The organism is Williamsia herbipolensis (genome assembly GCF_000964005.1).
Classification (GTDB): domain Bacteria; phylum Actinomycetota; class Actinomycetes; order Mycobacteriales; family Mycobacteriaceae; genus Williamsia_A; species Williamsia_A herbipolensis.
In genome coordinates this window covers 1-22,065 of record NZ_JXYP01000030.1, presented here as the reverse complement: position 1 = coordinate 22,065, position 22,065 = coordinate 1, and the positions used below count along the sequence as shown (strand labels likewise).

General features: G+C 69.0%; 26 protein-coding genes and 1 tRNA gene. 22 read left to right on the top strand and 5 right to left on the bottom strand.

Annotation, left to right across the window (positions count from 1 at the left end):
• Positions 1-3: 3 nt before the first annotated feature.
• From TU34_RS24120 to TU34_RS16425, 10 genes are all read left to right on the top strand, one after another.
• Entirely contained in the window at positions 4-177 is a 174-nt protein-coding gene (locus TU34_RS24120) for a hypothetical protein (RefSeq protein WP_203225483.1), read from the top strand.
• Between the two features lie 381 nt (positions 178-558).
• On the top strand, positions 559-1,191 hold the full coding sequence (locus tag TU34_RS16465) for an MspA family porin (protein ID WP_238981352.1): 633 nt from the start codon (positions 559-561) through the stop codon (positions 1,189-1,191).
• Positions 1,192-1,243: 52 nt separating this feature from the next.
• Positions 1,244-1,954: an MspA family porin gene (locus tag TU34_RS16460; RefSeq protein ID WP_045824065.1), complete on the top strand. Its 711-nt coding sequence runs from the start codon at positions 1,244-1,246 to the stop codon at positions 1,952-1,954.
• A 254-nt stretch (positions 1,955-2,208) separates the two neighbouring features.
• Positions 2,209-2,469 carry a hypothetical protein gene (locus tag TU34_RS16455; protein WP_045823990.1) on the top strand — a complete coding sequence of 87 codons (261 nt, stop codon included), beginning with the start codon at positions 2,209-2,211 and terminating at the stop codon, positions 2,467-2,469.
• A gap of 69 nt (positions 2,470-2,538) precedes the next feature.
• Positions 2,539-3,726, top strand: coding sequence for a sensor histidine kinase (locus TU34_RS16450; protein ID WP_045823989.1), 1,188 nt, complete (start codon positions 2,539-2,541; stop codon positions 3,724-3,726).
• Positions 3,727-3,733: 7 nt separating this feature from the next.
• Complete coding sequence (locus TU34_RS16445; protein WP_045823988.1) at positions 3,734-4,558, top strand: LytR/AlgR family response regulator transcription factor; 825 nt, start codon at positions 3,734-3,736, stop codon at positions 4,556-4,558.
• On the top strand, positions 4,555-4,932 hold the full coding sequence (locus tag TU34_RS16440) for a membrane protein (RefSeq protein WP_045823987.1): 378 nt from the start codon (positions 4,555-4,557) through the stop codon (positions 4,930-4,932). The genes TU34_RS16445 and TU34_RS16440 overlap by 4 nt, the downstream gene beginning before the upstream one ends.
• 4 nt (positions 4,933-4,936) lie before the next feature.
• On the top strand, positions 4,937-6,724 hold the full coding sequence (locus tag TU34_RS16435) for a sodium/solute symporter (protein ID WP_045823986.1): 1,788 nt from the start codon (positions 4,937-4,939) through the stop codon (positions 6,722-6,724).
• Positions 6,725-6,837: 113 nt separating this feature from the next.
• Positions 6,838-7,212, top strand: a complete 375-nt coding sequence (locus tag TU34_RS16430; RefSeq protein ID WP_045823985.1) for a DUF485 domain-containing protein — start codon at positions 6,838-6,840, stop codon at positions 7,210-7,212.
• Positions 7,209-8,816, top strand: coding sequence for a solute symporter family protein (locus TU34_RS16425; RefSeq protein ID WP_045823984.1), 1,608 nt, complete (start codon positions 7,209-7,211; stop codon positions 8,814-8,816). The genes TU34_RS16430 and TU34_RS16425 overlap by 4 nt, the downstream gene beginning before the upstream one ends.
• Before the next feature lie 30 nt (positions 8,817-8,846).
• Here TU34_RS16425 and mscL read toward each other — a convergent pair whose 3' ends face one another.
• The 4 genes from mscL to TU34_RS23105 all read right to left on the bottom strand — a co-directional run bounded on the left by mscL (position 8,847) and on the right by TU34_RS23105 (position 11,233).
• Positions 8,847-9,272 carry a large-conductance mechanosensitive channel protein MscL gene (mscL, locus tag TU34_RS16420; protein WP_045823983.1) on the bottom strand — a complete coding sequence of 142 codons (426 nt, stop codon included), beginning with the start codon at positions 9,270-9,272 and terminating at the stop codon, positions 8,847-8,849.
• Between the two features lie 108 nt (positions 9,273-9,380).
• The gene (locus TU34_RS16415; RefSeq protein ID WP_045823982.1) at positions 9,381-10,067 is read right to left on the bottom strand and encodes an SAF domain-containing protein; all 687 of its coding nucleotides are present in this window, start codon (positions 10,065-10,067) and stop codon (positions 9,381-9,383) included.
• Between the two features lie 81 nt (positions 10,068-10,148).
• Positions 10,149-10,520: an FmdB family zinc ribbon protein gene (locus TU34_RS16410; protein ID WP_045823981.1), complete on the bottom strand. Its 372-nt coding sequence runs from the start codon at positions 10,518-10,520 to the stop codon at positions 10,149-10,151.
• 74 nt (positions 10,521-10,594) lie between these two features.
• On the bottom strand, positions 10,595-11,233 hold the full coding sequence (locus tag TU34_RS23105; protein WP_065973626.1) for a 5-formyltetrahydrofolate cyclo-ligase: 639 nt from the start codon (positions 11,231-11,233) through the stop codon (positions 10,595-10,597).
• Positions 11,234-11,438: 205 nt separating this feature from the next.
• Between TU34_RS23105 and TU34_RS16400 the strand changes: the two genes are divergently transcribed.
• From TU34_RS16400 to TU34_RS16355, 10 genes are all read left to right on the top strand, one after another.
• On the top strand, positions 11,439-12,371 hold the full coding sequence (locus TU34_RS16400; protein ID WP_045823980.1) for a UTP--glucose-1-phosphate uridylyltransferase: 933 nt from the start codon (positions 11,439-11,441) through the stop codon (positions 12,369-12,371).
• A gap of 89 nt (positions 12,372-12,460) precedes the next feature.
• The gene (gene glp, locus TU34_RS16395) at positions 12,461-13,729 is read left to right on the top strand and encodes a molybdotransferase-like divisome protein Glp (protein ID WP_045823979.1); all 1,269 of its coding nucleotides are present in this window, start codon (positions 12,461-12,463) and stop codon (positions 13,727-13,729) included.
• A gap of 13 nt (positions 13,730-13,742) precedes the next feature.
• A complete protein-coding gene (locus TU34_RS16390; protein WP_408068705.1) occupies positions 13,743-14,408 on the top strand; it encodes a GNAT family N-acetyltransferase in 666 nt (221 codons plus the stop codon).
• Between the two features lie 159 nt (positions 14,409-14,567).
• Positions 14,568-15,548, top strand: a complete 981-nt coding sequence (gene sepX / locus TU34_RS16385; protein WP_045823978.1) for a divisome protein SepX/GlpR — start codon at positions 14,568-14,570, stop codon at positions 15,546-15,548.
• Complete coding sequence (locus TU34_RS16380) at positions 15,545-15,880, top strand: MmcQ/YjbR family DNA-binding protein (protein ID WP_045823977.1); 336 nt, start codon at positions 15,545-15,547, stop codon at positions 15,878-15,880. The genes sepX and TU34_RS16380 overlap by 4 nt, the downstream gene beginning before the upstream one ends.
• A 53-nt stretch (positions 15,881-15,933) precedes the next feature.
• Positions 15,934-16,006, top strand: a tRNA-Ala gene (locus tag TU34_RS16375).
• Positions 16,007-16,188: 182 nt separating this feature from the next.
• A complete protein-coding gene (locus TU34_RS16370) occupies positions 16,189-17,424 on the top strand; it encodes an acyl-CoA dehydrogenase family protein (protein WP_045823976.1) in 1,236 nt (411 codons plus the stop codon).
• A gap of 13 nt (positions 17,425-17,437) precedes the next feature.
• On the top strand, positions 17,438-18,043 hold the full coding sequence (locus TU34_RS16365; protein WP_045824062.1) for a TetR/AcrR family transcriptional regulator: 606 nt from the start codon (positions 17,438-17,440) through the stop codon (positions 18,041-18,043).
• 105 nt (positions 18,044-18,148) lie between these two features.
• Positions 18,149-18,640, top strand: coding sequence for a DUF6841 family protein (locus TU34_RS16360; RefSeq protein ID WP_045823975.1), 492 nt, complete (start codon positions 18,149-18,151; stop codon positions 18,638-18,640).
• A gap of 51 nt (positions 18,641-18,691) precedes the next feature.
• On the top strand, positions 18,692-20,206 hold the full coding sequence (locus TU34_RS16355; RefSeq protein ID WP_045823974.1) for a phytoene desaturase family protein: 1,515 nt from the start codon (positions 18,692-18,694) through the stop codon (positions 20,204-20,206).
• On the opposite strand, the gene TU34_RS16350 is transcribed toward TU34_RS16355, so the two are convergent.
• On the bottom strand, positions 20,193-21,248 hold the full coding sequence (locus tag TU34_RS16350; protein ID WP_045823973.1) for a threonine aldolase family protein: 1,056 nt from the start codon (positions 21,246-21,248) through the stop codon (positions 20,193-20,195). The two genes, TU34_RS16355 and TU34_RS16350, sit on opposite strands and share 14 nt — an antisense overlap.
• Positions 21,249-21,337: 89 nt before the next feature.
• Between TU34_RS16350 and TU34_RS16345 the strand changes: the two genes are divergently transcribed.
• Together TU34_RS16345 and TU34_RS16340 are read left to right on the top strand one after the other, a co-directional pair.
• A complete protein-coding gene (locus tag TU34_RS16345; protein ID WP_082080368.1) occupies positions 21,338-21,730 on the top strand; it encodes a nuclear transport factor 2 family protein in 393 nt (130 codons plus the stop codon).
• Positions 21,731-21,740: 10 nt separating this feature from the next.
• Positions 21,741-22,065: DUF2207 domain-containing protein (locus TU34_RS16340; RefSeq protein WP_150116573.1), on the top strand; the 325-nt coding region annotated here is incomplete at its 3' end.

Genomic DNA, 22,065 nt, shown 5'->3' with positions numbered 1-22,065 from the left:
GCCGTGACCGACCGCGACGAGTGGGAACGGCGCCGGCGACTCGCCGAGGTGTTCGGCGACGACCTGCCCGGTGTCACCACCGACGAGGCCTCGCCGACGAGTGACCGAGATCACTCGTCGGCACGGTCCGCCGACGATCGCTGGTTCCTCGACAATCGCCCGCCTCACCACGGATAACCGCTCGTCACCGCGCTGTGCGCGCGTGAAGCGCGCTACGTCCGGCATGCCCGATTCGTGGCGCTTCGTTGCCTCGGATGCGCGATTGTGACCTGACCCTTTCCGACACGAGTGGGCCCATGTGTTGTCGGTTGCGCACGCTACCGCTAACGTCCCACCTGACACAGCACCGTGCCGGCCTCGGGGGGTGCTGGGTCGCACTGGAGATGTGTGGATCAGGTCGGCGCGAGCAGCGTGCGAAGTTAACCCATCGGTAACGTCGCGCAATCTGCCTGTTAACGATCCGCGACACCATTCTGCAGAACCGTCAGGTCACTCCGGGCTAACATTTCGATGTCGTCGGGATATACGCACTTCCTTGAGAGGGAACGAATGAGCAAGATGAGCAACTCCGGCCTCCGCCGCGTGATCGGTGCGAGCGCCGTCGCCGCGGTTGCCGCCGTCGGTCTGGCCAGCATGGGTGCAGGCACCGCTGCCGCCAAGCCCCTCCCCAACGGCTCGAAAACGACCGTTGGTGTGGACGGTTCCGTCGTCAAGCTCTCCCGCACCGGTGAGAAGGTCTTCCCGATTCGCACGGAGTCCAACAACGGCATCGACCGCGGCGCCGAGGTGACCGGCAGTGTCTTCGCCACGTTCCCCAAGGGGGATGCGGGCGTGCTCAACGTCGGATATGTCGTTGGCTGCCAAGTGGATATCACCAACCTCAGCTTCTCGCCGAGCATCAGCTTCAACCAGGGCATCAACCTCCTCAGCACCAACGGAACACCCCTCACCTTGGGTGCCGCTGTGAGCCCGGGTCTGACGATCCCGCTCACACCGGGGCAGGCGAAGCTCGTGGAGATCGGCGAGAAGTCCGGCGACAGCGGCACCCTGGGGGTGCAGTACCAGCAGGTTCGTATCGACCTCACCAAGTGCGGTGGATATGCGTCGGCGCGTTCGGTGGCGACCATCGAGCTGCGTGGCGACAACTACGTGAAGTCGACCCTGTACGGCACGCCGTTCAGCTTGAACTGACGTCCTGACCATTCCACTCCGAACCAAGCTGAACTTTTCCCGAAGGGTAATGATGAAGAACAACACGATGCGACGCGCGGCCTCCGCCGCAGCAATCGCCGGCGTCTCCGCGGTGGCGCTCGCCAGCATGGGTGCCGGCAACGCTGCCGCCGCAACACTTCCCAACAAGGTCATCACGCAGAAGCTGGTCGACGGAACGTCGGTCACCGTCAGCCTGACCGATCAGGCCTACAACGTTTCGCGCTCGGTGGCAGCGATCCCGACCAGCCGCCACGCGTGGGTGTCCGGCAAGGTGCGCGTCACGGTCAACGGTAAGTCGCAGGGCGGCAGCATCGTCGCCGGCTACTACGTGGGCTGCCAGGTTGCGATCGGCGCTGGAGCCACCGCAGGTGCCGGAGGCACTGCGGGTATCGCAGGCTCGTCGGATCAGGTTCTCGATCCGACGACCAACGTGATCTCCTCGGGTCCGTCGACCTACGCGCCCAACGCCGGGGCTACTGCTACGCAGGGCATTTCTTTGACCCTGGCGCCGGGCGCTATCGGATTTTTCCCGGTCGTCAGCTACACCAACTCCGACGGTGACACCGTCAACGGCGTCGCTTTCAGTGGCAGCAAGGCGGGCATCGCCTACAGCCAGGTCGACTTCAGCGTCGAGCAGTGCGCGGGATACGCCGAGGCCAAGGCATACGTGAAGGTGAAGGTCTCGACACCTTCTGTGGACGGCTATGTGACCCTCGTCGGTCGCCCGTTCAGCCTCGGCTGATCGCTGATCTGATCAGTTCTCCCACACAGGGGGAGTGGCCTTCGGGCCGCTCCCCCTGTGTCGTGTTCGGGGCATCCGCGCCGACTCGTCACCCGGGGTTCGGTGCGGTGTCACATGGGTTCCCTAGAGTTGGGCGCGCCGGTGCGCGAATTGGTGGCGCGGCTCACCTTTCGCATGCACAATGATCTGGTTGTCCACGCGGGGGCGTGGCATCGACACACTCTCTGCGATGCGAAGAAACGGGGTGACCGACAATGACTGTTGACACCGAGATCGGCCGGGCGACCGGCGAATTCAGCGATGACCGATTGGTGCAGTTCGAGCTGGGCTGGTTCCAGCGGGGTGGCGGTCCCACCGAGGCGATCCGCGCCGAGTTCGGTTTCGGTGACGTCGAGTTCTTCACCCGTCTGCGGTCCCAGCTCGACTCGGGCAACACCGATGCCCTGCCGCCCCGCGTGGCCGAGCAGATGCGCGCCGTGTGCCGCAAGCGTCTCTGGCTGGCGCGCGCGAGCTGACGTTCCGGCCGCCGCGCGACGGCGGCCCTGCGATGATGGCCCGATGACCGGACCGGCGCACCACCACTGATGTCCACCCTCGCGTGGGTGGGGGTGATCGTCGCCGTTCTCGTCGTGGCGACGGCGGTCATGGTGCTGCGGACCCGCACCCGACCGACCCTCACCACACCCGCTGAACGTGCGGTCCACGCGACCCTGCACACGGCGTCGTCGGCCGCCGCTCCGCTCCGCGGAGGGCTGACCGCCGAGTCGGCCGAGCTGGCCGCTCCGTACCTGCGTTCGCTGACCGCCGCCGATGCGGTCGGTGTGGCCGATGCCGACGGCGCGGTCCTGGTGTGGGACGGTCCGCACGAGGGCCTCGCGGAACGGTTCGCTGACGCCGCGGTCCGCTGCGTGGCCGACGGCCGGCGCATCCTGATCACCTCGGGCCTCGGCGAGACCGGTGTCCGCGCCATCGTCGTCGAGCCGCTCACCGGCACCGAGGTCCTCGGCGTCCTCGGGGTCGTCAGCCGCACCACACCGGGACCGGGTGCGCTGTCGGCGATCACCGATGTCGCGAGGTACGCGGGCAGCCAGATCCAGCTCGCCGAACTCGACGCCTCGCGTGCCCGACTCGACCGCGCCGAGGTCCGGGCGCTGCGTGCCCAGATCAGTCCGCACTTCATCTACAACGCCCTGAGCACCGTGGCGTCGTTCGTCCGCACCGACCCCGAACGGGCGCGGGAACTCATCCTCGAGTTCGCCGACTTCACCCGCTACTCGTTCCGCGCGGCGGGGGAGTACACCCTGCTCGCCGACGAGCTGCGCAACATCGACCGCTACCTCACCCTGGAGCGGGCGCGGTTCGGCGAGAGCCTCGACGTACGCCTGCAGGTGGCCCCCGAGGTGCTCAATGTCGTGTTGCCGTTCCTCGCCCTCCAGCCACTCGTCGAAAATGCGGTCCGACACGGCATCTCGGGCACACCCACCGGTGGGACGGTGACCATCGTCGCCGACGACGAGGGTGCCGACTGCGTCATCAGCGTCGAGGACGACGGTGTCGGGATGGATCCCGAACTGCTGCGGTCCGGACTCGACGGCGTGACCGCGGCGGGCTCCGGCGCCGCCGAGACCGCACACGTCGGACTGGCCAACGTCGACGATCGTCTGCGCGCCGCGTTCGGCGACGACTACGGACTCGTCGTGGAGACCGCGCCGGGTGCGGGTACGAAGGTCAGCATGCGTGTGCCGAAGTTCCGCCCCGGGATCACCGTGTGATGGCAGCATGGCTCCCGTCGTGACCCAGATCCCCGAGTTCGCCGCACCGCCACCGCGTCGTGGCCTGACCGTTCTCGCCGTCGACGACGAACTCCCCGCGCTCGACGAACTCGAATTCGCGCTGATGCAGACCGATCCGGTGACGACGGTGCTGACCGCCTCCGACGCCACGACGGCGCTGCGGCTCATCACCGACTCCCCGACACCCATCGACGCGGTGTTCCTCGACATCAACATGCCGGGACTCGACGGCCTCGAACTCGCCCGGGTGCTCGGCGCGTTCGCCGATCCGCCGTCGGTGGTGTTCGTGACCGCACACGACGACCGCGCGGTGCGGGCCTTCGACCTCGGTGCGGTCGACTACCTGCTCAAACCGCTGCGCGCCGAACGTCTCGCCGAGGCCGTCCGGCGGGTCGTCGACCATCGCGCAGCGCCCTCGGCCACGCCCGGTCCGGAGCACGCACGCGACGCCGACGAGGTGCTGGCGGTGGAGATCGCCGGCGTCACCACCCTGGTGCCGCGGTCGGACGTGCGGTGGGTGGAAGCCGTCGGCGACTACGCCCGCCTGCACACCGATCGCGACGCCCACCTCGTGCGCACACCGTTGTCGACACTCGAGAGCCGCTGGGAGCACGCCGGATTCGTCCGCGTCCACCGCTCGTATCTCGTGCACCTGCCGTCGGTGACGGGCATCCGCACCGCCGGTTCGCAGACCGTGGTCTGCCTGCGACCCGTCGGCGACGCGCCGGGTGTCGAACTCCCGGTCAGCCGACGACACACGCGCGACCTCAAGGACCGACTCGTCGGCGGCCGCTCGCCGGGGCCGCGGTGACCACCCCGCGTGATCGACGCCCGCCGCCGCGAGAGCGGGTCGTCCTCGCGCAGCGCCGGGGTGCCCGACGGGTCCGCAGTCGGGTCGAGGTGCAGGAGCAGACCGAGATCGGCGACGCGTTCGTCCGCGGACTGATCCGCGCGCAACTCGGGCTCGCCCTGCGCGTCGGGGGCGTGGCCGCGACGGCACTGGTCGCGCTGCCGGTCCTGTTCCTGCTCGTCCCGTCGATCGCCGACATCAGCGTCGCCGGCATCGGGCTGCCCTGGCTGATCCTGGGTGTGGCCGTGTACCCGGTGTTGTTCGGTGTGTGCCGGTTCTACGTCCGTCGCGCCGACCGCAACGAGCAGGAGTTCGTCGACCTCGTCGACGACTGAGGAGATGACCACCATCGCCGGACACACCGTCCCGGTCGCGACGGCGATCGCGCTGATCGCCGCCGCCGTGGCGACCGTCGCCATCGGCGCCTACGGCGTGCGCCTCGCCCGGACCACCAGCGACTTCCTGGTCGCCTCCCGCAGCGTCGGGTCACGGTGGAACGCCGCGGCCATCTCGGGTGAATACCTCTCGGCGGCATCGTTTCTCGGTGTGGCGGGCCTGATCGCCAAGTACGGCGCCGACGCGCTGTGGTATCCCGTGGGATTCACCGCGGGCTACGTCGGTCTGCTCCTGTTCGTCGCGGCGCCCCTGCGCCGTTCCGGTGCTTACACCGTCCCCGACTTCGCCGAGTTCCGACTCGGTTCACGACGGCTGCGCTCGGTCGCCACGGCGTCGGTGGTGTTGATCTGTGTGCTCTACCTCGTGCCGCAGCTGCAGGGCGCCGGCCTCACCCTCGACATCCTGCTCGGGGTGCCGCCGTGGATCGGGGCGACCGTGGTCGGGCTCATCGTCATCGCGAACGTCGTCGGTGGCGGCATGCGCTCTATCACCTTCGTGCAGGCGTTCCAGTACTGGCTCAAGATGACCGCCATCGCGATCCCGGCACTGGTGCTCGCGATCCACTTCTACGCCGACGACCGACGACCGGGAGATCTGGGCTCCGCGGCGCCGCCGGTGGTGACCACGGCGACCACGGTCGACGTCACCACCGACGTCCGCGTCAGCGTCTCGACGCCCCTGTTGCTCGACGCCGACGGCCGCATCGACGGCGCCGAGGTCGCCGGGCCGCTGCGTCTGCAGCCCGGCGAACACGAGGTGTCGGCGGGTACCTCGCTCGATCTCGCCGCCGGATCGCCGGTCCCGGTGGTGGCCGGTGCGCCCACCACCCACGATGACTGGATGCGGCCGGGCTGGGGGTTCGGCGGACCACATCCGCTGTTCCAGGTGTACTCGCTCATCATCGGGATCTTCCTGGGCACCATGGGTTTACCGCATGTGCTGGTGCGGTTCTACACCAACCGCGACGGCCGCTCGGCGCGGGCGACCTCGATGGCGGTCGTCGGTCTGCTCGCGGCGTTCTACCTGTTCCCGACGGTGCTCGGCGCGTTCGCGCGACTCTACGTCCCGCAACTGCTCATCACCGGCACCTCAGACGCCGCGGTGCTGCTGCTGCCGGGATCGGTGCTGTCGGGGATCGGCGGTCAGCTGCTCGCGGCGCTCGTCGCCGCGGGCGCCATCGCGGCGTTCCTCGCGACGTCGTCGGGTCTGCTCGTCAGCGTCGCGGGGGTGGTGAGCACCGACGTGTTGGGCGGTCGTGTGCGCGACTTCCGTGTCGCGTCGGTCGTGGCCGGGGTGGTCCCGGTACTGATGGCCGTCGGCGTCACGTCGGTCGACCTGTCGCGCACGGTCGGTCTGGTGTTCGCCGTCGCGGCATCGACCCTCTGCCCACTTCTGGTGCTGGGCATCTGGTGGCGCGGACTCACCGCGGTCGGGGCGGTGAGCGGGCTCCTCGTCGGTGCGTCGGTGGCCGGCGCGGCCGTCGTCGCCACCACGTTCGGCGGATTCGACGACACTGTGGCCGGCGGGTGGCCGTCGGTGCTGGCGGGGTACCCCGCGGCGCTGAGCGTCCCACTCGCGTTCGCCACCATGATCGTGGTGTCCCGTGCAACGCCGACCCGCATCCCCGCCGATGTCGGTCGCATCTTCACCCGATTGCACGCCCCCGAACGACTCGGAGTCGGCCGCGACCGTGAGATCGGACTGCGTGACGGGTCGCCGGGCGAGGGGTGACCGAACCGCCGTTCGTCGCGCCCGGGCGACCGTTCGTCGCACAGCCTGACCCCTCGCCGTGTGACCGTGCCCACAGCCCACGGATGTGACCTGGGTCTCGCTACCGTCTGCGCATGACAGCAGCAGATCTCGAACCCCACGGGTCCGACGCCCAGGGTGCGCCGCGGCGCACCCCGGACGCGCAGGCCTTCGTCGACATGCAGGCCACCCCCGAGTTCCAGGAGCTGCGGCGGCGTCTGCGCACGTTCGTCTTCCCGATCACCGGGTTCTTCCTCGCCTGGTACGCGGTCTACGTGCTGCTGGCGACGTACGCCGCGGACTTCATGGCCACCAAGGTGTTCGGCAACGTCAACCTCGGCATCATCCTAGGCCTCGGGCAGTTCGTGTCGACGTTCGTGATCACCGCGATCTACGTGCGCTTCGCCAACCGCGAGCTCGACCCGCGGGCCGCGGCCATCCGTGACGAGCTGGAAGGACCTGCCGCATGAGCACTCTCGCCGCAGCGGGCGCATCGGTCGGCAACCCCGCGCTGAACATCGCCATCTTCGTCGCGTTCGTGGTGGTCACGATGACCATCGTGATCCGCGCGAGCCGCACCACGAAGAAGGCCTCGGACTTCTACACCGGGGGCGGGCAGTTCTCGGGGCCGCAGAACGGGTTCGCGATCGCCGGCGACTACCTCTCGGCCGCATCGTTCCTCGGCATCGCCGGCGCCATCGCGGTGTACGGCTACGACGGTTTCCTCTACTCCATCGGCTTCCTCGTCGCCTGGCTGGTCGCCCTGCTGCTCGTCGCCGAACTGTTGCGCAACACCGGCCGCTTCACCATGGCCGACGTGTTGAGCTTCCGTCTGTCCGAGCGGCCGGTGCGCATGGCCGCCGCGCTGTCGACCCTGGCCGTGTCGCTGTTCTATCTGCTCGCGCAGATGGCCGGTGCCGGCGGACTCGTGTCGCTGCTCCTCAACATCGACGGCAAGTTCGGGCAGGGCGTCGTGGTCGCGGTCGTCGGACTGCTGATGATCGCCTACGTGCTCATCGGCGGCATGAAGGGCACCACCTACGTGCAGATGGTCAAGGCCGTCCTGCTCATCCTCGGTGCCGGCATCATGTTCGTTCTCGTGCTCGTCGCGGTGAAGGGCAACTTCTCGACTCTGCTCGCCGACGCGCAGGCCAACTCGAGCAAGGACATCCTCGCGCCGGGCGCCAAGTACGGCATCAGCGCGATGTCGCGGCTCGACTTCATCTCGCTCGGCATCGCCCTCGTGCTGGGCACCGCCGGACTTCCCCATGTGCTGATGCGCTTCTACACCGTGCCCACGGCCAAGGAGGCCCGACGCTCGGTCACCTGGGCCATCGGTCTGATCGGTGCGTTCTACCTGTTCACGCTGGTCCTCGGCTACGGTGCCGCCCGCATGGTCGGACCCGACGTCATCCAGGCCGCCCCGGGCAAGGAGAACGCCGCGGCGCCGCTGTTGGCGTTCGAACTCGGCGGGACCATCTTCCTGGCGGTGATCTCGGCGGTCGCCTTCGCGACCATCCTCGCCGTCGTCGCCGGACTCGCCATCACCGCGTCGGCGTCGTTCGCCCACGACATCTACGCCAGCGTCATCAAGCGTGGCACGGCCACCGAGGAGCAGCAGGTGCGTGTCTCGCGGATCACGGTGGTGGTGATCGGTGTCGTCGCCATCGTCCTCGGCATCCTCGCGATGGGTCAGAACATTGCGTTCCTCGTGGCACTGGCGTTCGCCGTCGCCGCGTCGGCCAACCTGCCGACACTGCTGTTCTCGCTCTTCTGGAAGCGTTTCAACACCACCGGGGCGCTGTTCAGCATCTACGGCGGTCTGATCACCTGCATCGGACTCATCGTGATCTCGCCTGCGGTCTCCGGTAAGCCGACGTCGATGTTCCCCGACGCGAACTTCGACCTCTTCCCGATGTCGAACCCGGGCATCGTGTCCATCCCGGCCGGCTTCCTGCTCGCCGTGATCGGTACCTACGTCGGTGGCCGTCGACGCGAGAACGCCGCTCGCCAGGCCGAGATGGAGGTGCGCTCGTTGACCGGCGTCGGCGTCGAGAAGCCCGTCTCGCATTGATCGGCCGTGATCAGCGCTCGTGCTCGGGCCCTACTGCTCGTGCTTGGGCGGCGGCGAGGTGGTGCCGGAACCCTGCTGGGCGATCAGATCGCGGATCTCGGTGAGCAGTTCGGCCTCGGTGAGAGCAGCGGCATCGTCGCCCTGCTTGGCGCGCAACGCCTTCAGCTTCTCGAACGGCATCACGATCACGAAATAGACGACCGCGGCGATGATGATGAAGTTCAGCGCAGCGGTGATGAGGGTGCCGAAGTCGACGAAGGTGTTCTCCTGCCCGTTGCGGATCAGGAAGCCCAGGCCCTGGGCCTGGTCGGTGCCCCCGACCGAGTTGATGAGCGGCTGGATGATGCTGTCGGTGAACGCCTTGACGATCGCGCTGAACGCCGCGCCGACGACGACCGCGACCGCCAGATCGATCACGTTGCCGCGCAACAGGAATTCCTTGAAACCCTTGACCATGTCGATGTCTCCTCGCTCCGGTGTGCGATGTGATCTTGCCCCGGTCACATCGCGTGTGGGCAAATCGTAGCCACCCGACCCCGCACTCGTGCGGATGTGCGGAGACGATCAGTGGAAAACGACGGTCACCGGCGCCGCCAGGGCGGTGCCCGCGACGGCGTGGGCGTCGCGTTCGGGCATCGCCAGCATCACCACCGGTGCCCGACCCCCACGATCGCGGGAGTCGTGCGCGGGCACCACCGCCACCACCGCACCCCGCACCAGTACGCGGCCTTCGGCCGGCCCGCCTCGTCCCTGGCCGGGCGCGTCGGTGTCCGCCGATTCGGTGAGGACGTCGACCACGTCGCCGGAGCGCAGCAGATCGATGACGGCGTCGTCGGCGAGGCGGATGGGCACCAGGCGTGCGTCGGGGTCGCCGACGAGTTGTGCGGGCAGTCTCGCCGACAGCAGTCGCCAGTCGGTGAGGATCTCCCCGCCGCGTACCGGGCCCGTGACCGTGCGGCCGACGCCGTCACGGTCCATCCGCAGGGCGCCGTCGGGGACCGATCCCGGAGCTACCTGCGCGTCCACGAGGTCGCCGGCCACCAGGATCGAGCCGGGGGTGAGATCGTGCGCGGCGACCAACACCGTCGAGAGCTGCTCGCCCCGGTGGGCCACCACGGCCATCACGATCGACGCGGTGAGCAGCACGATCGCCGCGACACGGCGTACGGCCAGCGTGCGGATCCATCCGGGCCGCACGGCGGTACGCAGGCGGTCGTTGAGGGTGGGGGACAGACGGGTGCGGTCGGCCATGGCGGCGACGCTATGTCCGCGGGCCGCCCGCGGCGACCCGGTGCGGTCACCCCCTGGGGAGCGCCCGTACCTGTGGACCGATCAGGACGCGGCGGCCGAGGAGGTCGAGTCCGAGCCCTTGCCCGAACCGGAGCTGCTCGACCCCGAACCGCCCGACGTGCTGGTCGACGGCGTGGAGCTCGAGTCCTTCTTGGTGTCCTTCGTGCTCGACGTATCGGACTTCGAGGAATCCGAGCTCGAGGAGTCGCTGCTCGCGCTCTCCGACGCGGTCGATCCCGATCGACTGTCGGTGCGGTAGAAACCGCTGCCCTTGAACACGATGCCGACCGAGTTGAACAGCTTGCGCAGCCGGCCGCCGCACACGGGGCACTCGGTGAGTGAGTCGTCGGTGAACGACTGGACGATGTCGAATTTGTTGTCGCACTGCGTGCAGGCGTACGAGTAGGTCGGCACCGGGTACCTCCGAGGGTGAGATAGTCGAACGAGTTCGAGAGCGTGGGTGCTCGCGCCGCGAGCCGGCCCTCATTCTAGCGCTGGTCTGGCACTCGCCGCGCTTGAGTGCCAACTGCGCCGGGGCGGGTCAGACGGGTGAAGCCCGCGTGCGGCGTCAGCGCCCACCCCATCGGGACGTCGTGACCGTCGCCGGGCACCTCCGCGAGGAGTTCGGCGTCGTGGACCACGGCGACGAGCTCCGCGGTCGTGGTCGTCAGCGATCGGTCGTAGTACCCCGCGCCCCGACCGAGCCGCGTCCCCGCCCGGTCGACGGCCAGCGCGGGCACGAAGACCAGCGTTGCCGTGTCGATCGCATCGGCCGAGAGGCGCTCGCCGGTGGGCTCGCGCAGGCCGAACCGACCCGGCGCGAGATCCGCACGGCTGGTGTACTGCGCCCAGGTCAGCGCGGTCGCCGGGCCGTCGGCGGTCACGGGCACCAGTACGCGAAGCCCCCGATCGGCCAGCGCTGACAGCAGGGCGGAGGTGTCGGGTTCGGTACCGATCGAGACGTAGGCGCCCACGGTGTCGCCGGTATGAAGCGGCACCGGCGTCGCGTCGAGCCACCGCGCGAGCGCCTCGCCGTCGGCGGCGCGCACGTCGGGGTCGCGCTCGGTGCGCGCGGTCACCAACCTGCTGCGCAGGGCCCTCTTGGCATCGGCGACGGTGTCGGTCACCGGCTCGGTACCCGCACGATGTCCGACCACCCGATCATGTGAACAACCGCACCGCCCATGGGTTCCACCCCTCACGTTCATCATCCACCCGTTAGATTCACAGTAGGTCGTCAGTTCGGGAACATACGGTTGCGTGCACGCCACACGGGCACGAGCCACGGGTACGACGAAGCGGACGCGTTCACGCGCGACGGAAGGGCAGGGAATGGGATCCCAAGGGGTCGAGTACGAGTCGGTACCGAACACACCACCGCTCCCGCGGACGGCCATCGTGCCCGCCGCCGGGCTCGGCACACGGTTCCTCCCGGCGACGAAGACCGTCCCCAAGGAACTGTTGCCGGTGGTCGACACCCCCGGGATCGAACTGGTCGCCGAGGAGGCCAAATCGGCCGGGGCGCAACGACTCCTGATCGTGACCTCGCCCGGGAAAGACGGCGTCGTCGCACACTTCGTCGAGGACCTGGTGCTCGAGTCGACGCTGGAGAAGCGCGGCAAGAACGCGATGCTGGCGAAGGTCCGCAACGCACCGTCGCTGATGGAGGTCGCCTCCGTCGTCCAGGACAAGCCGCTGGGTCTGGGCCACGCCGTGGGTTGTGTCGAGCCGCTGCTCGCCGACGACGAGGACGCCGTGGCGGTGCTGCTGCCCGACGACCTGGTGCTGCCCGGTGGTGTGCTCGAGGTGATGGCCCGTACCCGCGCGCGGCGCGGCGGCACGGTGCTGTGCGCCATCGAGGTCCCGCCGGAGAAGATCAGCGCCTACGGCGTGTTCGACGTCGAGGAGCTCCCCGACGCCCACAACCCGAACGTGATGCGCCTCAAGGGGATGGTGGAGAAGCCCGACGCGGCCGACGCCCCGAGCAACCTCGCGGCGGCGGGTCGCTACATCCTCGACCGCGCGATCTTCGACGCGCTGCGGCGCATCGAGCCCGGCGCCGGCGGCGAACTGCAGCTCACCGACGCGATCGCCCTGCTCATCGCCGAGGGCCACCCGGTGCACGTGGTGATCCACCACGGCACCCGACACGACCTGGGCAACCCGGGCGGCTACCTCAAGGCGGCGGTCGACTTCGCACTCGACCGCGACGACTACGGTCCCGACCTGCGTGAGTTCCTCGAATGGCGACTCCAGCAGGACTGACCGATCACCGCCGACCCGGCCACCACACCGCGTCGCGCACGGGTTTGGTGCCTCCGACCGGTTAACGTCAAACGACGTCAGGAGGCGAGATGCGGTCGGTCGAAGATCAATTGACCCGGGTCACGGCGGCTGCCGTGGCGCCGCGTCCGGTACGTGTGGCCATTTCCGAGGCCCAGGGTCTGTTGTGCGCCGAAGAGGTGGTCACCGAGAACCCGTTGCCCGGGTTCGATCAGGCGGCCATCGACGGGTACGCCGTGCGCAGTGTCGACGTGGCCGAGGCGGGGGTCGTCGCGTCCGACGATTCCGAGGCTCCCGGCGAGCACGTCGTGGTGGTGTTGCCCGTGGTCGGTGAGGTCGCCGCCGGTGCCCGCACCCCCACCCGGCTGCAGCCCCGACAGGCCGTGCGCGTGGAGACCGGTGCGCCACTGCCGACCCTCGCCGACGCGGTGCTGCCGTTGCGGTGGACCGACGGTGGCCTGTCGAAGGTGAAGGTCGGACACGCCGTCGAGAGCGGCGACTATGTGCGTCGGGTCGGCGACGACGTGCAGCCCGGCGACGTCGCCGTCCGCGCGGGCACCATCATCGGTGCCGCGCAGGTGGGATTGCTTGCCGCCGTGGGCCGTACGCGCGTGCTGGTGCATCCGCGCCCGCGCCTGTCGGTGATCTCGGTCGGCGGCGAACTCGTCGACATCGACCGGACCCCCGGCGCAGGACAGGTCTTCGACGTCAACAGCTACTCGTTGGCCGCCGCCGCCCGCGACGCCGGTGCCGACGTCAACCGGGTCGGCATCGCGAGCCGCGAGGCATCGCAGCTGCGAGATGTGGTGGAGGGCCAGCTCATCCGCTCGGAGATCGTGGTGATCTGCGCCCCGCTCGGCGGAACCGCGTCGGACAACATCCGCGATGCGCTGCGGCCCCTCGGCGACATCGACGTCGGCCGGATCGCGATGCATCCGGCGTCGGTGCAGGGGTTCGGCCAGCTCGGACGCGACGAGGTCCCGACGTTCCTGTTGCCGTCGAACCCGGTGAGCGCGCTGGTGGCGTTCGAGGTGATGGTGCGCCCCCTGGTCCGCATCGCGCTCGGCAAGCGCAAACCGATGCGCCGGGTGATACGCGCCCGCACGGTCGGTCCGATCGCCTCGGTGCAGGGCCGCAAGGGATATCTGCGGGGCCAGCTGATGCGCGACGAGCAGACCGGCGAGTACCTCGTGCAGGTCATCGGCACCTCGGAGAGCGGGTCGTCACATCTGTTGGCCGGGTTGGCCGAGGCGAACTGTCTGGTGATGGTCGACGCCGACGTCGACGAGGTGCGCACCGGCGACGAGGTGGATGTCGCCTTCCTCGCCCAGCGCGGGTAATACAGTTCCCCCTGTGATCCGACGGTTGACCGGTGGCAGCGGTGCCTCGCACCCCGGGTGGCCTGCTGAGTTGGGTCCGCTGATCACCCGTGCCGGCGCGGTGACCCTACGCGGGGTGCGGATGCGCGACGCCCGCCCCTGGAGCAATCTGCGCATCGCGAACCAGAACACGCTCATGCCGTGGGAACCCACCGGACAGGGCGACTGGGCCGACCGCCACCACATCACCTCGTGGCCGGCACTGCACTCGGTTCTCCGCCGCGAGGCGAAAGCCGGGGCGATGCTGCCGTTGGTGATCGAGGTCGACGGTCAGTTCGCCGGCCAGCTCACCGTCGGCAACATCCAGCGGGGCGCGCTGCGCAACGCATGGATCGGCTACTGGATCGACAACGCCCTCGCCAACCAGGGGGTCGCGACCGCCGCGGTCGCTCTCGGTGTCGACCACTGCTTCGGTGCCGTCGGACTGCACCGTCTCGAGGCGACCGTGCAGCCGACGAACGCCGCGTCGCGGGCGGTGCTGACCAAGGTGGGGTTCCGCACCGAGGGCCTGCTCGAGCGGTACATGGACGTCGACCGCGGATGGCGCGATCACCTGCTGTTCGCCCTCACCGTCGAGGAGATCTCGTCCAGCGCCGCCGAGGCGCTCGTGCGCAGCGGTCGCGCCGCGTTCCCCTCCTGAGGTCTCTCCCCTCGAACTCCCCAGTCCCGAAGTCGCCGTGTCGTCGGCGCGTCTGCGCTGGTCCGGCCCCGTGTCGCCTTAGCCTGGGACCGAGCCTGTGACTGATGTGGTTGCGGTGACGTGTCGCGAGCGGTTCGCACGGAGAGGAGAGCCCCGATCATGCCGAATTCGGTTCTGTGGGTGTGTCTGGTGGCGATCTGGCTGTTCGTGCTGGTCCCGATGGTCATCAAGGGACGTCCCGAGGTGCGCAAGACCACCGAGGCGACCTTGGCGACGCGCGTCATCAACCGCGGCGGACGGGCCATGGCCCGCGCCACCAGCAAGGTCGCCAGCGGTCGCCACCCGCACGACGCCGAGTGGGTCGCCCCGGCGCGCGAGTACCGCAAGCGCGGCGAACTGCTCAACGACGCCGACGATCACGCCGATGCGCGTGCCGAGGTCGCGGCCGACGACGTGATCGAGGACGCCGAGTCGGTCGAGGGCGATGACGCCGTGTCGACGGACGCCACGATCACCACCGACGCCGAGGCCACCGTCACCGCTGAGACCGATGACGTCGCCGACGACAGCGAGAACGAGGGTGTCGCCGACGAGGCGGACGAGATCGACGAGTCCGATGCCGAGGTCGACGAGTACGACGACGCCGAGTACGAGGTCGTCGCCGAACCCCTGACCCGTCGCGGTCGTGGGGGATACGACGCCGACAAAGATTCCCGTCGCAGCGAGACCCGGTACCGCTCCCGCCAGCGTGTGGTGATGGTCCTCGCGGTGCTGGCCGTCGCGAGCATCGGTGTCGGTGTGTTCCTCGGGGGGATCGGCTGGGCGGTCACCGGCGTCGGCGTGGCGTTGCTCGTCGGCTACATGGCCTTCCTGCGGCGTGCGGTGCGCGTCGAGGAGCGGATCCGCCGGCAGCGGGCGGCGCGCGCTGCGCGGGCCGGCCGGCAGATGCGACCGGGTGTGCGCGACCACGATGACGCCGGAGGTCCGCTCGACGACGAGATCCCGCTGCACCTGCGCCGCCCCGGTGCCGTCGTGCTGGAGATCGACGACGAGCACCCCGTCTTCGAACACCTCCCGCCCTTCCAGCGTCGTCGCGTGATGCGCGAGGACTCCGATCTGCAGCGAGTCGTCGGGCAGTGACCCTGAGCTGGGAGTCGTTGTGCGCCCGCGCCGTCGAACTCCCGGAGGTCACCGTCGGTGATCACCACGGGATGGGTGCCGTCCGTTTCCGGAAGAACGTGCTCGCCACCGCGCCCGACGACACCGTTGTGCGGATCATGGTGGCGGAGGACCAGATCGACGAGGCCGTCGCCGAATTCGACTGGTGCACAACGGTGATGTGGGGTGCGAAGCCGTGCGCGGTCGCGGTGACCCTCGCCGAGGCCGACCCGGCGGTCGTGTTCGACCTGCTGACCGACGCGTGGCGCACGCGTGCCCCGAAGGCCATGGTCGCTCGCTTCGACGGCCTCTGACCTCGCGTTTTTTCCGGGCCGCCACCCTTTGCTAGAGTTGTCGAGTTGTACCAGGGGCTATAGCGCAGTTGGTAGCGCGTCTCGTTCGCATCGAGAAGGTCGGGAGTTCGATTCTCCCTAGCTCCACTCTTTTACTTCGTATCTGGTCGTCTCTCTCCGCAAATCTCGCGCGGATCGCGACGCTTCCCATTCGGTCACGGTCGTCGGCGATGTCTTTCGCCTTCTGGATAAACAGTCAGTGTTGACTGTTTGGTGGATCGGTGCTTCTGTGGTGCGGACAGCCGACCCCGATCGAATCGAGCAGGGCCATGACGAGCACGCTCACCATCCACAAGGTCCCGCGCACGCAGGACACCATGTCGCACGACATCTGGTTGCCCGCCGAGATCGCCGAGCTGCGAGCAGACGCGCGTCGCGCCGTCGAGGCGACCGTCGCCCCTGTCGCGCGACGGATCGGCTCGCAGGAGGAATCGGTCGAGAACTTCCCGTGGGATGCTTTCGGAGGCCTCGCCGACGCCGGCATGTTCGCGGTGCCCTTCGACGGTCCCCTCGGACGCGGACTACACCACCGCATGCTCGGCACGTGCACGGTGACCGAGGAGATCGCCTATCACTCGTCGTCGATGGCCGGCGTCTACGACGGACAGTGCATCCTCGTACCCCAGGCGCTGAGTTTCGCGACCGAGTACATGCAGTCTGCGCTGTTGCCGCGGTTGATCTCGGGCGAACAGGCGTTCTCGTTCGCCACCACCGAACCCGACGCGAGCAGCGACCTGTCGACCGAGACCTTGCAGACCGTCGCCACCGAGACCGACACCGGATTCGTGGTGAACGGCCGCAAACGGTGGATCACCAACAGTGTCGTCGCGAAATGGGCTGCGGTGCTGGTGAAGACGGGTCAGCGGATGAACATGCTGCTCATCGACCTCACCGCCGACGGTGTGCGCGTCGGTGCGCCGGACCTCAAGATGGGCCACCGGGGGCAGATCACCGCCGACATCGTCCTCGACAACGTGGTGGTGCCCCGTGAGCATCTGCTCGGCACACCGGGCGGTGGCCTGTCGGTGGCGCTGTCGTGCCTCACACGCGGGAGGATCGGCATCGGCGCCGCCGGTGTCGGTGTGGCGCAGGCGGCGCTCGATCTCGCGGTGCACCGACTGCGTACGCGACAGGTGTTCGGAGGGCCGCTCGGGCGGATGCAGCACTGGCAGTTCACCCTCGCCCAGCGCGCCACCGAGATCGAATGTGCGCGTTCGCTCTACCAGAAGGCGGCCATGCGTCTCGACCTCGGCGACCGGGCCGCCGAACCCGAGGCGGCGATGGCCAAGGCCTACGGCACGCGGGTCGCCGTCGACACCGTCCGTGACTCGTTGCAGATCCACGGCGGCTTCGGGTTCGCCCGTCAGATCGCCGAGACGGGGGAGTCGGTGCGCCTCGAGGAGCTCTATCGCGATGCGAAGATCCTCGAGATCTTCGAGGGTGCGAACGAGTTGCAGCAGTGGGTGATCGCGCGCAACCTCATCGGGCGCGACGTCACCGGCTGAGATAGTGGTGGCGATGACCACCAGCACCCGCCCCGAGCAGGAACGCAGCCGACAGGCCAAGCGTCGGATCCTCGACGCCGCGGTCCGCGTACTCGTCGACGAGGGGTACGCCCACGCCACCACCCTGCGGATCCAGAAGGAGGCGGGTATCTCACGCGGCGGGCTGCTGCACCATTTCCCCTCACGTGACGAGTTGCTCGTCGCCGCGGTCCATCATCTCGCGGCCGAGCGGGTCGCGGATCTCGGCTCGCGCACCGACTGGCCGGACGATCCGCGAGACCGGATCGCCGAAGCCGTCGCCACGATGTGGGCGACGTACGCGCAACCGTATTTCTGGGCGTCGGTGGAACTGTGGGTGGCCGCGCGGTCGCATGAGGGATTGCGCGAGGCCCTGCTCCCGGAGGAACGCGCGATGGGCGCGATGGTGCGCGCGTCGACCGACACCTTCTTCGGCGACGATCTCGCAGCCCATTCCGACTACCCGATGGTGCGCGAGGTGCTCAACACCAGCATGCGCGGTGTCGCGCTCACCTACGCGATAGAGCGACGCGATCCGGCCGACGATCCGCACCTGGGCTCGTGGGTCGCGCTGGCGGAGGCCGCACTGCTCAGCGAGTGATCCACCACCCGGTTGTTCGGGTTCACCATGCGGGGAGTCCGATTCTGGACGGCCGGCCGGTCGACGGGCATTGTGCCGAAAGTGCTCTGCCACTTGACTGGGGCGATGAGCGAAACCACGCGACGGAACCCCGGATCGGTCGAGGCGGAGGTCGTCGCCTGGTTCTTCGAGGAGTACTTCCCGCAGTGGGTGGCTGCCGCACAGGGCGACGCCGATCCTGCGTTCATCCACCGCTTCTGGGGCACGCCGATGCACGTGAGCGTCTCGGGGACATCGTTCTGGTGCCGTACCGAGGCCGACGTGTCGGCGTTTCTCGCCGAGACCCACCGCCCTCTGCGCGAGAACGACTACCACCACACCGTGGTGCCCGACCGGAAGGTCACCGTCTACAGCCCCTCGGGAGCTGCGATCGAGGCGATCTGGTCGCGACGTCGCGCCGACGAGTTCGAGATCCAGCGACTCGCAGTCCACTTCGAGATCGCCCGGCTCGGCGACGGGTGGCGCGTGGTGGGTATCCAGGGGCACGACACACGCCGAGACACCCTGGCCGAGGCCTGGGCAGACCAGGCCGCCGAACGGATCGACCGACCCGCCTGACCGGGTGCCATCCCCGTGGGATGGCACCATGGAGGGGGTGGAGTGCTGCGAGTGACCGAGATCGTCGTCATAGGCGCCGGCGTGGGCGGTCTCGCCGCCGCTGCGCGCCTGGCCGCGGCCGGGCATCGGGTCACGGTGTTCGAGCAGGCACCGACCGCGGGCGGCAAGCTCGGCGTGATCGAGCGTGACGGGTTCGTCTTCGACACCGGGCCGTCGCTGGTGACCCTCCCCGACATCCTCTCCGACCTGTTCGCCGCGACGGGGGTGTCGGTGTACGACGTCCTCGATCTCCAGCGCCTCGACACCGCCGCGCAGTACCGCTTCCCCGACGGCACCGTCCTCGACATGCCGGGTGAGCTCGCGCAGATCCCGGCGGCCATCGATGCAGCACTCGGCGCCGGCCGCGGTGCCGAATGGTCGGCGTTCCTACGACGCGCCGAACGCATGTGGGATCTCTCGCGGGAGATGTTCCTCGAGTCGCCGCTGACCATCTCGGCGATGCGTCGGCGACCGCCCCCGCCGTTGTCGGCACTGGCCGCGATCTCGCCGCTGCGGTCGATGCGCGGACTGGGTCGTCGGTACCTCGACGACGAGCGGCTGCGCATGCTGCTCGATCGCTATGCCACCTACACCGGATCCGATCCCCGACGCGCCCCAGCGGCGCTGGCGACCGTGCCGTGGTCGGAGCAGGCCTACGGATCGTGGTATGTGGCAGGCGGATTGGGTCGCATCGCCACGGCACTGCAGGAGCGGCTCGACGCGCTCGGGGGACGTATCGAGTTCGACACCGAGGTCACCGCCATCACCACCGACCCCTCGGGACGCGTCGACGGGATCAGCCTCGCCGACGGGCGCCGGATCTCCGCCGACACCGTGGTCGCCAACGCCGACGCCCGGACCGTCTACGGCACGCTCATCCGCACGCCGACGGCGACTCGGATGGCGAAACGTGTCCGGACACCGACACCCTCGTTCTCCGGGTTCGTGCTGCTGCTCGCGGTCGACGATCCGCCCGCCGATCAACCGCACCACCAGATCCTGTTCACCGAGGACTACGACGCCGAGTTCGACGCCCTCTTCGGCCGCAACGGCGGACTCCGGCCGGTCGAGCGACCCACGGTCTACATCAGCGCACCGAACGATCCCGCGATCGTCCCCGGGCCGGACGCCGGTGCGTGGTTCGTTCTCGTCAACGCGCCGCGACACGACCCCGATGCCGGGATGGACTGGGATGCACCCGGTCTGGCCGAGGACTACGCGGACCGGATCCTCGAGATCATGGCCGACCGCGGCGTCGACGTGCGCTCGCGAGTTCGCTGGCGCGAGATCCTCTCACCGGCCGAACTCGAACGCCGCACCCTGACCCCGGGGGGCTCGATCTACGGATCGTCGTCGAACGGACCCCGCGCGGCGTTCCTGCGCCCGGGCAACGAATCCCGCATACCCGGGCTCTACCTCGTCGGAGGCTCCTCGCATCCCGGTGGCGGGCTACCGCTCGTGATGCTCTCGGGAAAGATCGTCGCCGACCTGATCGGTCCCGCCGAGGGGTCCGTCAGCGACGCGTGAGGTCGGCGACCGCGGCGAGGAGGTCGTCGATGTCGTTCTCGCGGTGGACGAACGAGGTCACGAGACGGACCGTGCCCGGTGCCCAGCGATCGTGATAGAAGCCGTAGCCGCGGTCGAGCAGCCCCGCGATGAGGTCCTCGGGGAAGTGGCAGAACAGGATGTTCGCCGCCAGGTCGCCGAGGATCCGCACCCCCGGTGCCTGCGCGAGTCCCTCGCGCAGGCGTGCGGCCATCGCGTTGGCGTGGCGCGCATTGCGCAGCCAGAGATCGTCGGTGAGGTACGCGTGCAGCTGTGCGGTCTGGAACCGCATCTTCGAGGTCAGCTGACCACCGCGCTTGTGGCGGTAGGACAACTCGGTGCGCAGGGCTGGGTCGAACGAGATGATGGCGTCGGCGGTGAGCGCGCCGTTCTTGGTGGCACCGAACGACAGGACGTCGATGCCGCTGCGCCAGGTCATCTCCGCCGCGGTGACGTCCAGTGCCACCAGGGCATTGGCGAATCGCGCGCCGTCCATGTGCACCCGCAGCCCGGCGTCGTGGGCGATACGCGACAGCTCCCGGATCTCGTCGAGGCCGTAGACGCTGCCCGATTCGGTGGCCTGGGTGATGCTCAGGACGCTGGGCTGCACGCTGTGGACGTCACCGCGTCGGCGAGCCACCGCAGCGCGCAGGGCGTCGGGGTCGATGCGCGAATCCGCGCCGTCGAGCCCCACGATCTTCGCGCCGTCGGCGAAGAACTCCGGCGCTCCGGCCTCGTCGGTGTCGATGTGGGCGGTGCGATGACCGAGCACCGACCCCCAGGGCGGCGTGAGCGCGGCGATGGCGATGCCGTTCGCGGCCGACCCGGTGCCGACGGCGAACACATCGGCCGGCCGCTCGAACACGTCGGCGACCTTCGCGACCAGCGCTCGCGAGTGCTCGTCGTTGCCATAGGGAGCCGCGAGTCCCGACGACGCCGCGGTGACCGCGGCCAGGATCTCCGGAGCCCCGCCGGCGGCGTTGTCGCTGAGGTATCCGTGCAGAGGTGCGGGGGAGTCGGGCATGCGTGCCTTTCGCTCACGAGCTATGGACCTGAGCATAGAATTCCGGTAAGACGTTCACTCACCACCTTTACGCGACGCAGGGAGCAGACGTGCAGGCATTTCGAGACGCTGTGGAGACCGCCGACCACGAGGCCATGGAGCGATTGCTGGCCGAGGACGTCGTCTTCCGGTCGCCGGTCGCGTTCAAGCCCTACTCCGGTCGCCCGGTGACCGCAGGGATCCTGCGTGCGGTGTTCCGGGTGTTCGAGGACTTCCGCTACGTGCGGCAGATCGACGACGGCGACGACCACGTCCTCATCTTCGAGGCCGAGATCAACGGCCGCAGCGTGAACGGGTGCGACATCCTGCACACGAACGCCGACGGCCTCATCGAGGAGTTCACCGTCATGGTGCGGCCGCTGTCGGCGGCGAACGCCCTCGCCGAGCGCATGGCCACCGAGTTCGCGCTCGAGATGGAGCGGATGAACACCTCGGCACAGTAGGCTCCGCGCCATGAGGCGTGCGGTGTTGGTGCTGGTCGGGTTCATCGTGGCACTCGCCGCGATGTTCACCCCGGTGGTGTTCGCCTCCAGCGACGACGCCGCGTCGGGCACCGAGAGTGCCACCATCACCGACTACCAGGCCCAGTTCGACGTCGCCCGCGACGGCACGCTGCGCGCCACCGAGACCCTCCGCGTGGACTTCCCGCTCTACCGCCACGGCATCTTCCGCTTCTTCGACGTGGTCGACCCGAACAACCCCGACGCACGATTGGTCCCGAAGGACATCGGGGTGACCCGCGACGGACGCCCCGACGGCCTCGACGTGAGCACCGAGA